Here is a 13,755-nt window from a genome sequence, read left to right as displayed (position 1 = left end):
TTATTGCAGGTCTTGTAATAATTGGGTAACCGTATGGCATTTCTGGAAAATCTAACCATTAAGCGGCGCTTGCAATTGAATGCGCTGGTTGTGGGTGTGGCTTTAGTCGTTATGCTGGCAGTGATCATGATCGAAGCCAGTACCATGCGTAAGCTGAATGAAACCATTCAGTATGCAGAAGAGCTCGATATTCATGAGCTCTCTATGCGCAAACACGAGAAGAACTTTTTGTTCTATAAAGATACTGAGGCACTGGATTTATATGCCAAGGATTACAGCGAGCTGCAGCGTAAGGCTGCTCTACTGGACGAGATTTTTGCTGAATTCGGTATAGACGATAGCAATTTACGTGAGTTCGAGCGCCTGGCACAAACTTATGTGGACGACTTTAACAACGTTGTTAACTTGCAAAAAACCATCGGCCTGCATCCTAAAGACGGGCTGTATGGCGCGCTGCGTAGTGCCGTTCATGAAGTTGAGACTATGCTAAAGCAGCAAGAACGCGACGATCTGCTGGTAAGCATGTTGATGCTCCGCCGGGCTGAAAAAGACTTTATGCTGCGACTGGATTTAAAATACCTCAAGAAGTTTGACGATCAAATCAGCAAATTTGAGGGGCAGGTTAAGTCGGCGGGTTTTGACGCCCAATATGAGCGTCAGATCCAGACCCTGATCAAGCAATATCAGACTCGCTTCAGAAATTTAGTGGATGCACAGACCAAGTTGGGTCTGGACCTTAACAGTGGCGCTCTCGGCAGCATGAAGCAAAGCGTGGAGCAAAGTGATGCGGTGGTGAGCCAGATTGTCAATCAGGCCAAACAAGAGGTTGCCGATAATGCCCGAACAGCGCAAATGGCCGCACTGGTCATTTTTGTGGTGGCATCCGTGTTGGTGATGATTTTGGTTTTATCGACTAGTCGGTCGATTATTGGTCCGGTTGAACGGGTTTATCAGACCATAGAGCGGATCCGCCGCGAAAACAATTTGCGTATTCCAATTGAACAGACGGGTAATGACGAAATCACTCTGATGACCAAAGACTTCAATAGTCTGATTGGCGACTTTAAAGAGCTGATTGGTGATGTGAACAGTGCGCTGGCGATCATTAATGATGCAACCCATCACTTGTCGGATACCACGGCACAGACCAGTGCCGGCATGACTGAGCAGCTTCATGAAGCCGATATGGTCGCAACGGCAGCAACCGAAATGCAGGCGACTATCCAGGATATCTCACACAATACCGAAGCGGCTGCGGAAAAAGCCGAGTCTACTAATAAGAATGCCCAGCTGGGTCGCACTGAGGTGACCTCAACTATAGAGCATATCATGCAGCTGTCTGAGTCTTTGGGTGGGGCATCGGATGTTGTGGGCCAGTTAGAGCGGGATGGTGAAACTATTGGCTCTGTCCTTGATGTGATCCGGGGTATTGCCGAGCAAACCAACCTGCTGGCGCTGAATGCGGCCATTGAAGCCGCCCGTGCCGGTGAGCAGGGTCGGGGCTTTGCGGTGGTGGCAGACGAAGTCCGCTCACTGGCTCAGCGTACTCAGGATTCGACTCAGGAAATTGAAAGCATCATTTCTACCTTACAACAGCGTACCCGCGAAGTGGTGAATATCATGGAGCAGTGCCGCGAGCAGGGTAATGAGAGCGTGGCTCAGGCAGAGCGTGCGGGTGATTTACTGGGCATGATCACCGAAGATGTACAAACCATTATGGAAATGAGCACCCATATTGCCACCGCCATTGATGAGCAAAAACAGGTGGCATCTGAAGTGAATAAGAATGTGGTTAAGATCCGTGACATTGCGCAGGTGGCCTCTGAGCATGCCAGCAGCAATGCACAGAGCAGTGAAGAGCTCTCAGAGCAAGCTCGTAACTTGTATGAATCGGTAGAAAAATACCAGGTATAACCCACCAGGGTTTGATAAAAGAAAAGGCGACCATACAGGTCGCCTTTTTTGTCTAACACAAGTTGTCAGGGCATAAACTTGATCGGCACATCGTGCCGTGCCGACACACGCTGCTGATAGTCTTGCCACAGTGTCTCGTGTTGCTCGCACAGCTTTCTCAGGTATTGCCAGCTGAACAACCCGGAGTTGTGTCCGTCATCAAACACCAGCCTGACCGCATAGTGGCCGACCGGCTCGATTTGACCAATGGACACATTCTGTTTGTTGAGCACCAGTTGTTGCTGACCGGGGCCATGCCCCTGCACCTCGGCTGAAGGCGAATGGACACGTAAAAATTCAGCGCTGAGCGAGTGAGTCAGGCCATCATCAAAGTACACATCGAGCAGGTTTTGCTGGGTGTGGTAATGTAGTTTGGTCACTTGATACATAGGCATAAAAAAGCCCGATCATTGATCGGGCTGGTATCCGTTAAAGAATAAAGCGGCTCAGGTCTTCGTCCTGGACCAGCATATCTAAATGTTTGTCGACATACGCGGCATCTATCGTCAGTGACTCGCCGGCTTTGTCGGAAGCGTCGAATGAAATTTCTTCCATCAGCTTTTCCATCACAGTATGCAGACGACGGGCACCAATGTTTTCTGTCTTTTCATTAACTTGCCAGGCTGCCTGAGCAATGCGTTCAATCGCATCATCATTGAATTCGATACTGACACTTTCTGTGTTCATCAGGGCCTGTTGCTGCTCTGTGAGCGATGCATGTGGTTCTGTCAGAATACGTTTAAAGTCTTTTGCAGTGAGCGCTTCCAATTCAACACGGATCGGCAAACGGCCTTGCAGCTCAGGAATGAGATCAGAAGGTTTGGCCATCTGGAATGCACCTGAGGCAATAAATAAAATATGATCCGTTTTAACCATGCCATGTTTCGTGCTGACTGTTGAGCCTTCGATAAGCGGAAGCAGGTCGCGCTGCACGCCTTCGCGGCTGACATCCGGACCTGAAGCTTCGCCACGCTTACAGATCTTATCAATCTCATCGATGAATACGATACCATTTTGCTCAACGGCAAAAATCGCCTGCTCTTTGAGCTCTTCCGGGTTGACCAGCTTGGCGGCTTCTTCTTCAATCAACAGCTTGAAGGCTTCTTTGATCTTCAGTTTACGGCTTTTCTTTTTGTCGCCCGACAGATTCTGGAACATGCCCTGCAACTGATTGGTCATCTCTTCCATGCCCGGCGGCGCCATGATTTCGACCTGAGGCGCCGTTTCAGCGATGTCGATGTCTATCTCTTTGTCATCCAGCTGGCCTTCACGTAGCTTTTTACGGAACACCTGACGCGTAGAGCTGTTATCGCTTTGCTGAGTTTCCCCCCAGGCGTCTTTCGCTGGTGGTAGCAGAGCATCCAAAATGCGCTCTTCCGCAGCTTCTTCAGCGCGATGTTTGTGCTTTTTGGTTTGCTGCTCGCGCGTCATTTTGAAAGAGACTTCCACCAAATCACGGATAATGGTTTCGACCTCTTTACCGACATAGCCTACCTCGGTGAACTTGGTGGCTTCAACTTTGATAAATGGCGCGTTCGCCAGTTTAGCCAGACGACGGGCGATCTCGGTTTTACCTACGCCAGTTGGACCAATCATCAGGATGTTTTTTGGTGTAACTTCGCTGCGCAGCTCTTCAGGGAGCTGCATACGACGCCAGCGGTTTCTCAGTGCGATGGCGACGGCTTTTTTAGCTTTGTCCTGACCTATAATATGTTGGTCAAGCTCATGGACGATTTCTCTGGGGGTCATTGCTGTCATGGCAATTCCTATTACAATTCTTCGATGGTTTGGAAATTGTTGGTAAAGACGCAGATGTCGCCTGCGATCTTAAGGCTCTTTTCCACAATTTCACGGGCACTCAGGTCGGTGTTTTCAATCAGCGCAGTGGCTGCGGCCTGGGCAAAGTTACCGCCACTGCCTATGGCTATCAGGTCGTGCTCAGGTTGTACTACGTCGCCATTGCCTGTGATGATCAATGACGCAGTTTCATCGGCAACAGCCAGCAGTGCCTCTAATTTGCGTAGCGCTCTGTCGGTACGCCAGTCTTTTGCCATTTCAACGGCCGCGCGGGTCAGGTGACCCTGGTGCATTTCCAGTTTGGTTTCAAAGCGTTCAAACAGGGTGAACGCGTCGGCAGTGCCACCGGCAAAGCCTGCTAGTACTTTACCGTTGTACAGGCGACGCACTTTTTTAGCATTGCCTTTCATTACCGTATTGCCAAGAGAGACCTGGCCATCTCCGCCAATTACGACTTTGTCGCCTCGGCGAACACTCACGATAGTTGTCATAGTATTCCTTAATCAGGAGGCTTAAGCCTCACCTGTAAATTCAATTAGGGTAGAGATAGGGACGATTTTGTGAAGATCAAGTCCACTTCCAAATCCCACAGCTGACGATGTTAATCCGTTCCAGCTTATTTTTGTCGCTCTCAGCGCCTCGCTTGGTTTCATAGGGACCCAGACGCACTCGATACCAGACCCCATTTGATCCTTCGGTGCGGCGGATCTCGGCTATCAGGCCAGCAAACGCCATTTTGGCCTTCATTTGTTCAGCCTGTTTATAGGTTCTGAAAGAGCCGCATTGCATCTGGTATGGGCCTTTGCTCTCCAGCTTTTTCACCTTGACGATCACTTCATGATCTTTGATGTCCTTTATAAAGTCAGGTGGGCGAGGGAGATCTTTTTCAACTTTGGGTTGCTCAGCTTGTTTTGCAGGCTTAGGGCTGCTTGGCTGTACCTGAGGCTCGCCGTGGTGCTTGATGTACCACAGGCCATAACCAAAGGCACCGACCAGCAACAGTGTCAGGGCCGCAAAAACCTTTGGAAAGGGTTTGCTGGCCTTTCCTTTGGCGGCTTTTTTACCGCCAGGCTTCTTATTTATATAGTCGTGTTGTGCCATAACGTTTTTTTAATAGGTATCCATAGGGTCAACGTCAATACTCCAGCGCACCCGGTTGGCAAGTTTATGCTGACCAATATAATCAGCCAGTTGCGCCAGGTATTGATGCAGTACTTTGCGCTGCGCTGCCTGAATATGCAATTGATATCGGTATTTTCCGGCCAGGCGTTCCATCGGCGCGGGGATCGGTCCGAGTAATTGTATACCAGGGTAGGGGGTGGCTGGAACCAGATCCGATAAAAACGCCATGACCAGTTGTGCATTGGTGGCTTCTGCACGGATCAGAGCCATGTGACTATACGGTGGCATTTGGGTTTCTTCGCGTTCACGTAAAGCATAGCGGGCAAAGTCCTGATACCCGTTGTTGACCAAATCTTGTAATAAAGGGTGTTCGGGGAAGTGAGTTTGCAGCAGCACAGTGCCCGCTTCGCCGCTACGTCCGGCCCGCCCGGCCACCTGTGTTATCAGCTGAGCCATGTGTTCCGTGGCACGGAAGTCGCAAGAATACAGCCCGCTGTCTACGTCGAGGATCACCACCAGATTGACGTCGGCGAAGTGATGACCTTTGGCGAGCATTTGAGTGCCGATCAGCAGTCGTGCTCCTCCCTGGTTAATTTCATCCAGTGCACTTTCGAGACTGCCCTTGCGACGGGTAGAATCGCGGTCAATGCGGTGCACAGGAAAGTCGGCAAACTGCTCGGATAAGAACTCTTCCAGCTGCTCTGTGCCATACCCTGTTGGCATGATCTGGGTGCTGCCGCAGTCGGGACATTGCACTGGCACAAAGGCTTGCTCGGAGCAGTGGTGACAAATGAGCCTGCGCAACGATTTGTGATAAGTGGCGCTGGTGCTGCAGCGGTCGCAGTTGCTGAGCCAGCCACATTCATGGCAGATCAGGGTGGGGGCAAAGCCTCGCCTGTTGAGAAACACCATGACCTGCTGCCCTCGAGCCAGGGTGGCGGAAATGGCATCCAGACTGGCTTTGGCAAATCCGGCCTGGTCAGCTTGTCCTTTCATATCGACCAGCACAAACCGGTTATCTTGTTGGGTTTGTGCCCGCTTAGTCAGTGGCAGCAATTGATAACGGTTCTGCAAGGCTTTGTGTAAGGTCTCCAGCGCTGGTGTTGCGGTACCTAAAACCAAAGAAAACTGACCCTGAGCGGCGCGGTACGCGGCCAGATCACGCGCATGGTAACGTAGTCCATCCTGCTGTTTGAAGGAGCCATCATGTTCTTCATCAACCACTATCATACCCAGAGCCTGAAAAGGCAGAAAGATGGCTGAGCGGGTGCCTATCACCAGTGCCGATTCACCCTGTTCAGCGCGACGCCAGGTATGCAAGCGCTCATTGTCGGTCAGATTGGAGTGCCACAGATCAATGGGCAGCCCCTCAAAGCGGCGCTTAAAGCGATTCACGGTTTGTGGTGTCAGGCCTATTTCTGGTACCAGCACCAATGCTTGTTTGCCGCTGGCTAAAATGGCCTCCAGACTTTGTAAATACACTTCTGTTTTACCACTGCCCGTGACACCTTCAAGTAAAAATGTACGAAATCCGGTTTGACTGTTGATGGCACTGCAAGCCGTGGCCTGTTCAGGGTTTAGCCTGGGTTTAGTGCCCAGTTGCAATGGGGTCGATTGCCAGTCGGTGTCGGTGCGCAGTTCTTCCCGGATCAGATTTTTTTCGAGCAGTGCCTTGATCTGTGCCTGCGAGAAGCCGAGTGTTTTCAGTTCACTGGCGGTCGCATCACCGGCACTGCGCAGTTGCTCAAGCAAGGCAAGTTGCTTTTTGGCCCTGAGTTGTGTGGTTTCACGTCCTGTCTCAGTGAGGGTCAATACAGGGACTTGCGTTTTATCAACCTGCTCTCCCTCGCGCAATGCGCCAGGCAGGGCGGTGAACAGGGTTTCGCCTAACGGGTGGCAGTAATATTGTGCACTGAAGCGCAAAAAACCAAGGTGCTCTGGCGACAAGATAGGCGTGGTATCGAGTACCGACTCAATGGCTTTTATTTTGTCTTGTGGTACATCACTGTGATTTTTCAGTGCGACAACGACGGCAATGCAGGCTCTGTTGGCGAATTTGATCCGCACCCGGCCTCCGACGCAAGGCTGCTGCTGCGGATCAAGGCGGTAATCAAAGGTTCTATGTAAAGGCACTTTTAAAGCGACTTCGGCGAAGCGCATGGAGACTCCGGCATCTGAGTATCAAAGTTAAGGATAGCTGTCTGATTGTGATTAAACATGCAATCAGAACCGGCGGTCAGTATACCGTAACAGCGTAAAATTGCATGTGTATGCTGACACAGCGTGCTTTTCGCTTGGTGATTCACGGCCTCATGATGAGATTGCACAAAAAATAACTGCTAAATTGCATTTATTGCTTGTGGATCATCCTAATTGACCCTAAAATACGCGTCCACAATTTTTGTATAACTACGTATGGTGCCAGACTTCGGGTTTGGAGAGCGATACGGCCTTAACTAGAGGTGCCCTATGAAAGAAGGTATTCATCCTAAGTACGAAACAATCTCAGCAACTTGTTCGTGCGGTAACAAATTCGAGACTCGTTCAACACTGTGTAAAGACATTCACCTGGACGTATGTTCTGCTTGTCACCCGTTCTACACTGGTAAGCAGAAGATCCTAGATACAGGTGGTCGTGTTGATCGCTTCAACAAGCGCTTCGGTGCGCTTAGCAGCAAGAAGTAAGCACTACTTTTGCTGTAGAAAAAGCACCTTCGGGTGCTTTTTTCGTTTCTGCACTCCCTGTTTTTCAATCTGGTATTTGCCTTCTCCCTTCAGAGCCAAGTGGACGGATCAGTTCGGTTTGGTTAGTAAAGTTTCCAGTATAAAGGTGTCTATTGTCAGAAAACGGGTGTACTCGCTAATACCTTCAAAGGCTGGCTTTATGATAATCCTGTCATGACCTGTTTCAGCGTGAATGACCATATTCAGCTGATTAATATGCATAGCTATCCGTTATCAATTCAGGTTTATAATTCTATAAAATCTTCGATTTGTGTGTAAATTCAAGCTAAAAATCATTAAATGCTGCGAACTTGTTTTGCCAGTTTGCTTTATTTATTTCGTTTATATTCTGCATAAAAATGACGCTATTTTGAACTGAAAGTGACACTTATCAGATCATTTATTGTGAGTTAACTTTGCCGAAAAGTAGCAAAAAAGTCGCTAAATATTGCTAACTGCCAACTATTTTTGCTTTAACAGGATAGACCTGATATCGCTTGAATTAATTTTTAAAAAAGGTATGGTTTAAAGCAGTTAGCGAATTTTTTATCTCACTCTCACTTTCAACTTCTTCGTTAGGAAAAAATCGCGTCATGTCAGACTTTCGTGAACAAGCGTTACATTATCATGCCCACCCCGTTCCAGGAAAAATCAGCGTTGAGTTGACTAAGCCTGCGGAAACCGTCAAGGATCTGGCCCTGGCATACAGTCCAGGTGTTGCTGAACCCGTCCGTGAAATTGCTGCCGATCCGAGCAATGCTTATCGTTACACAGGTAAAGGTAACATGGTTGCCGTTATCAGTAATGGTACTGCGATCCTGGGGTTGGGTAATCTTGGCCCTCTGGCGTCTAAGCCTGTGATGGAAGGTAAAGCGCTACTGTTTAAACGCTTTGCAGGCCTGGATTCGATAGACATCGAAGTTAAGCATCGTACCACAGAAGACTTTATCAACACGGTTGCCAATATTGCCGATACCTTCGGTGGCATCAATCTGGAAGATATTAAAGCACCTGAGTGTTTTGAGATTGAGCGTGCGCTGATTGAGCGTTGTGATGTACCGGTATTCCATGATGACCAGCATGGCACTGCAATTGTTACTGCTGCGGGTATGTTGAACGCACTGGAGATACAGGGCAAGAACATTCATGACGCTATTATCGTTTGCCTGGGTGCTGGTGCTGCTGCCATCGCCTGTATGGAGTTGTTAATCAAGTGCGGCGCGCAGCGTGAACACATTTATATGCTTGACCGTAAAGGCGTCATCCATACGCGTCGCGATGATCTGAATGAGTACAAAAAGCTGTTTGCCAACAACACCGACAAGCGCACCTTACAGGATGTGATTGAAGATGCGGACGTGTTTGTGGGCGTGTCTGGTCCGGACCTACTGTCTCCGGAAGACCTGAAACTGATGGCTGACAAGCCAGTGGTTTTTGCATGCTCTAACCCGGATCCTGAGATCAGCCCGGAAGTGGCGCATGGTGCTCGCGACGATCTGATCATGGCAACAGGTCGTTCTGACTATCCAAATCAGGTTAATAATGTACTGTGCTTCCCGTTTATCTTCCGTGGTGCACTGGATGTGCGTGCAACGGCCATTAACGATGAAATGAAGATTGCGGCGGTTGAAGCGATCCGCAGCATTGCCAAAGAGCCGGTTCCTGCTGAAGTACTCAAAGCGGCGGATGTCGACAGTCTGGAATTCGGTGAACATTACATCATTCCTAAGCCTATGGACCCGCGTTTGTTGCCACGTATAGCCAGAGCGGTGGCTGAGGCGGCGGTTGAGTCCGGTGTGGCGCAAATAGAGATGCCAGAAAATTATATGGCATAAGCCGGTCTGAGCAAAAAAAAGCCTCACATTGTGAGGCTTTTTTGTTGTTGTTCACTGGTGCCGACGAGATTATTCTTCGTTAATCTCTGGGATCTCCAGCCCCATTTCTGTCATGATCTGACGCACTTCTGCCGGGATCTTCTCCGGGTTATCTTTGCGCAGGTCCTCATCACCAGGTAGCGGCTGGCCGGTAAAGGCATGCAGAAATGCCTCACACAGTAACTCACTGTTAGTTGCGTGGCGCAGGTTGTTAACCTGGCGACGGGTGCGCTCATCGGTCAGCACTTTAAGCACGTTGAGCGGGATAGAAACGGTAATCTTTTTTACCTGTTCTGATTTCTTACCGTGTTCTGCATAAGGGTGAATATATTCACCGTTCCATTTAGCCATAGTGGTGTACTTGCCTCAGTGTTGTAGATGCAATGCGAATAAGACTGCGTACTGTGTATGGATCCAACCGTGACACGTAGGCTCTCTGTTGGCAATGTTGCACGTCATTTGCCATATTTAAGCTCAAATACTCAGTCTTATTAGCATAGAGTTCGCGTTGAGTGGCGAAATTTTATCGGTTTAAAAAAGATAGTCAAATACTAGTTATTTAGCCATTTAGCAGTATAAATGTTTTGACTTCTAACTTTTGTTCATCTAACCTTTTAGACGTCTAAACATCCAACTTAGCCAGGTGACCTATGAGCCAAAGCAACAAGTCAACCATAGCGGTACGTACAGGCATTGATGCTGACAAGCATCATGGTGCAGTGGTGCCCCCGCTTTATTTGTCGACCACCTATTCATTTGCGGACTTCGATAAGAAGCGTGACTATGATTATGGCCGCAGCGGCAACCCGAATCGCGACATTCTCGCGCAAACGCTGGCAGAGCTTGAAGGTGGTGCAAAGGGCATTATTACGGCTACCGGCATGGCTGCGGTACATTTGGTGACTCAGCTGCTCAATGCCGATGACACCTTAGTGATCCCACACGACTGTTATGGTGGCAGCTATCGCTTGTTTACTTCTTTGGAAAAGCGCGGCTTATTGAAGGTGAAAGTCTTGGACCTGACGCGCAGCGAGAGTCTGCAAGAGATACTGGTCATTAAACCAAAACTGGTCTGGGTTGAAACACCAAGCAACCCGATTTTGCGATTAACTGATATTAAAGCGGTCACGGACGTTGCAGCACAGTGCGGTGCATTGGTTGCAGCTGATAACACCTTTCTTTCACCAGCGTTACAAAACCCCATCGCATTTGGTGTGGATATTGTTGTACACTCTACGACCAAATATATTAATGGTCACTCCGATGTAGTCGGTGGTGCTGTGATTGCCAAAACCGAGGAACTCGGTGATGAACTGGCTTGGTGGGCGAACAATATTGGCATCACGGGGGCGCCATTTGACAGCTACCTGACGTTGCGTGGTTTGCGTACGCTCAATGTTCGCCTGAAACAGCATCAGGAAAACGCCCTGGCGATTGCACGTTATCTTGAGCAATCTGAATTTGTCAGTCAGGTATATTACCCAGGGCTGGAAAGCCATCCGCAGCATGCGCTGGCTAAGCAACAGCAACAAGGCTTCGGTGGTATGGTGAGCTTTGACATTAAAGGGGAATTGGCGGATGCCGCTAAGTTTCTGACGAGTGTGAAGCAATTCTCGCTGGCTGAGTCTCTGGGTGGAGTTGAGAGCCTGATCTGTCACCCCGCGACTATGACGCATGCGGGCATGGATCCTGAGGCACGTCTTGAAGCGGGTGTCGGGGATACACTGATACGTATTTCGGTGGGCATTGAGGAAATCGACGATTTATTAGCAGACCTAGAGCAGGCTTTTGCTGCGGTGAAAACCACGCAAGGCGGTTCCAGTGATAATGCGAAAGCATTCAAGCTCTCGCCAGCACATACGGCATTGTGGTAGAAGAAATGACAAAAGCAGTACATAAATTCGGTGGTTCAAGTCTGAGCTCAGCGGCACGCTATCAGGCAGTTGCCAATATCATCATTGGCCACTGCCAAACTGGCGACTGTATCGTGGTATCGGCGGCTGGCAAAACGACCAATACTCTGGTTGCCTTGTGGCAAAGCTATCAGCAGCAGGATGAGCGTGCTTTCAGCGATATATTGCTGCAGGTTGAAAATCATCAGGTGCAGCTGATCAGTGAGTTGTTTTCTGCTGTCCAGCAGGATCAGCTGGCATCTGAGTTACGAGATGAGCTAAGCAGCATTGGCCGCCAAGCACAGTCCCGCCAGTTGCAGGAGGCGCCACTACTGGCATTCGGCGAGGTTTGGTCGGCACGTTTACTCGCAGCCCTGTTGAACTCGCTGAATATTGCTGCACAAGATGTAGATGCGCGGTCGCTGTTTACTCAGCACCAGGGGCAGCTGATGCATGGCCAGAATCGTCTGGCCTGCCATCAGGCACTCAACCAGGACAAAATTTATATTGTCACCGGATTTATTGCTGCCGACAGTGCGGGCAATACGGTTACGCTAGGGCGCAATGGCAGCGATTACAGTGCGACATTGTTAGCCAGCTATCTGGATGCGGCGTCTGTGTCTATCTGGACAGACACTCCTGGTGTGTTCAGTACCGATCCACGTAAAGTGGGTAATGCCATAAAATACAGCAAGGTATGTCGTGCACAGGCGAATTTGCTGGCACGTCTGGGCAACCCGGTTTTGCATGCAAAAACCCTGTCACCACTGAAAGAGACCGCGATTAAGCTGCAGGTACGCAGCAGCTTTGACCCTGATGTGCAAGGTACCGAGGTCGTCAAGCAAGGGTATAGTAAAGAAAAGCGCTTTGTGACCACCTTTGGCGACCTGGATTTATTACGCGTTGATACGCTTGTTTCAGGTGAAGTCGGGGCGCTTAGCCAACTTATTCAGCATGGCATTCATCACTTCAATCAAAACGGAGAAGATTACCTGCTGGTGCCCAGCGAGTTCACGCATCAGGTGGTATTGCGTCTGAGCGGTCGGGTCACCATCGTTGAATCTCACTTACGCGGATTTGCCATTGTGGCGCCGTGTCCTGATATTGCGCCATTAGTGCGTCAGGCACAGGCTGTGCTGGATGAGCAGGCCGTCGTAGTGCGCTTTACTCATAGCGCCACAGACTATGCTTTGTTCCTTACGGATCAGGCCATTGACAGCGATGTTTTAGCTATCTTGCACGATAAACTGGTAAACAAAGGCCGTGAACTGGCGGTGATCATCGCCGGGTTGGGTAATGTGGGTGAAGTATTCCTCAATCAGTGCCAGCAGCAAATTGCACGTTTGCAGAGCCAGTTTGATCTCAAAGTGGTCGCACTACTGCGTTCACAAAAAATGGTGTTCTGCCCCAGCGGTTTGACCTTGTCTCAATGGCAACAGCAGTGGCAAAGTGAAGCGCAGGATTACTCGCATGAAGAGTTGCTGGATCGTATCAGTGAGCTTGATTATGAGCACAAAGTGGTGATTGATATCACTGCCAGCGAGGCATTTAGCCAGCTTTATCCCGATTTTGCGGCACACGACTGTCATTTGATCAGCGCTAACAAATATGCTGGTACAGCCTCGCATGACTGGTATCAGGCATTACGCACTCAACTCCAGGAGCGCAATTTACTGTGGCGTTATAACACCAGTGTCGGAGCCGGATTGCCGGTGAATTTTGCACTGGCCGATTTGCAGAATAGCGGCGACAAAGTGGTCCGAATTGAAGGGGTTTTTTCGGGTACCTTATCCTGGCTGTGCAGCAGCTTCGACGGTTCGCGCCCTTTCTCTGAGCTGGTACTGGCCGCACAAGAAATGGGTTACACCGAACCCGATCCCAGAGAAGACTTATCTGGCCGGGATATGCAGCGCAAACTGCTGATCCTGGCGCGTGAACTGGGTCTGCAACTGGAGCTGGATGATATTGAATTAGAGGCCCTGATGCCTGATGCGTTGGCACAAGGTAGCTGGGAAGCCTTTTTAGCACGCAAAGCGGAGTTAGATGCATTTTACCAGCAGCGCAATGATGCGGCACAGGCCAGTGACAAGGTGCTGCGCTATACAGGGGCATTAGAAATCGATGCATCGGGGGCAGTTCACGCTAAAGTGGGCATTGCTGAGGTTGCTCAGGGCAGCGCGATTGCGAACCTGACTCCGGGAGATAATATTTTCGTTATCACGACTCAGTGGTACGAACAAAACCCGTTGGTGATCCAAGGTCCTGGTGCAGGTAAAGAAGTCACCGCGGCAGGGATCCACTCAGACTTGTACTGGTTAACGCAGCAGCTGAGGTAATCAGTACCGTTCATGACTAAAAAGGCCGGTCAGTGACCGGCCTTTTTAGTCATGGCT

General features: G+C 49.7%; 11 protein-coding genes. 5 read left to right on the top strand and 6 right to left on the bottom strand.

The features are described from left to right. Nucleotides 1–33: 33 nt before the first annotated feature. A complete protein-coding gene (locus NH568_RS15915; protein WP_253048710.1) occupies nt 34–1,914 on the top strand; it encodes a HAMP domain-containing methyl-accepting chemotaxis protein in 1,881 nt (626 codons plus the stop codon). Nucleotides 1,915–1,979: 65 nt separating this feature from the next. On the opposite strand, the gene NH568_RS15910 is transcribed toward NH568_RS15915, so the two are convergent. The 5 genes from NH568_RS15910 to priA all read right to left on the bottom strand — a co-directional run bounded on the left by NH568_RS15910 (nt 1,980) and on the right by priA (nt 7,032). Next, a complete protein-coding gene (locus NH568_RS15910) occupies nt 1,980–2,342 on the bottom strand; it encodes a DUF971 domain-containing protein (RefSeq protein ID WP_253048788.1) in 363 nt (120 codons plus the stop codon). A 40-nt stretch (nt 2,343–2,382) separates the two neighbouring features. Further along, a complete protein-coding gene (gene hslU, locus NH568_RS15905; RefSeq protein WP_138545866.1) occupies nt 2,383–3,711 on the bottom strand; it encodes an HslU--HslV peptidase ATPase subunit in 1,329 nt (442 codons plus the stop codon). Between the two features lie 11 nt (nt 3,712–3,722). Beyond that, a complete protein-coding gene (gene hslV / locus NH568_RS15900) occupies nt 3,723–4,241 on the bottom strand; it encodes an ATP-dependent protease subunit HslV (RefSeq protein WP_010386191.1) in 519 nt (172 codons plus the stop codon). 76 nt (nt 4,242–4,317) lie between these two features. Further along, complete coding sequence (locus tag NH568_RS15895) at nt 4,318–4,851, bottom strand: SPOR domain-containing protein (protein ID WP_253048708.1); 534 nt, start codon at nt 4,849–4,851, stop codon at nt 4,318–4,320. Nucleotides 4,852–4,860: 9 nt separating this feature from the next. Continuing rightward, nucleotides 4,861–7,032 carry a primosomal protein N' gene (priA, locus tag NH568_RS15890; protein WP_253048706.1) on the bottom strand — a complete coding sequence of 724 codons (2,172 nt, stop codon included), beginning with the start codon at nt 7,030–7,032 and terminating at the stop codon, nt 4,861–4,863. 309 nt (nt 7,033–7,341) lie between these two features. Between priA and rpmE the strand changes: the two genes are divergently transcribed. Both rpmE and NH568_RS15880 read left to right on the top strand, forming a co-directional pair. Further along, complete coding sequence (gene rpmE, locus NH568_RS15885) at nt 7,342–7,557, top strand: 50S ribosomal protein L31 (RefSeq protein ID WP_082078901.1); 216 nt, start codon at nt 7,342–7,344, stop codon at nt 7,555–7,557. Nucleotides 7,558–8,189: 632 nt separating this feature from the next. Further along, complete coding sequence (locus NH568_RS15880) at nt 8,190–9,431, top strand: malic enzyme-like NAD(P)-binding protein (RefSeq protein WP_010386198.1); 1,242 nt, start codon at nt 8,190–8,192, stop codon at nt 9,429–9,431. 69 nt (nt 9,432–9,500) lie between these two features. Here NH568_RS15880 and metJ read toward each other — a convergent pair whose 3' ends face one another. Further along, nucleotides 9,501–9,821, bottom strand: coding sequence for a met regulon transcriptional regulator MetJ (metJ, locus tag NH568_RS15875; RefSeq protein ID WP_010386199.1), 321 nt, complete (start codon nt 9,819–9,821; stop codon nt 9,501–9,503). Between the two features lie 299 nt (nt 9,822–10,120). Here metJ and metB point away from each other — a divergent pair, with 299 nt between their 5' ends. Together metB and metL are read left to right on the top strand one after the other, a co-directional pair. After that, nucleotides 10,121–11,344: a cystathionine gamma-synthase gene (gene metB / locus NH568_RS15870; protein ID WP_253048704.1), complete on the top strand. Its 1,224-nt coding sequence runs from the start codon at nt 10,121–10,123 to the stop codon at nt 11,342–11,344. A gap of 5 nt (nt 11,345–11,349) precedes the next feature. Next, the gene (gene metL, locus NH568_RS15865; RefSeq protein ID WP_253048702.1) at nt 11,350–13,698 is read left to right on the top strand and encodes a bifunctional aspartate kinase/homoserine dehydrogenase II; all 2,349 of its coding nucleotides are present in this window, start codon (nt 11,350–11,352) and stop codon (nt 13,696–13,698) included. Nucleotides 13,699–13,755: the final 57 nt, after the last annotated feature.

The sequence above is a fragment of the Pseudoalteromonas sp. XMcav2-N genome (assembly GCF_024124545.1).
Taxonomy (GTDB): Bacteria; Pseudomonadota; Gammaproteobacteria; order Enterobacterales; family Alteromonadaceae; genus Pseudoalteromonas.
Note: the sequence above shows the minus strand (reverse complement) of the source record. Positions and strands in the feature narration are given on the sequence as shown.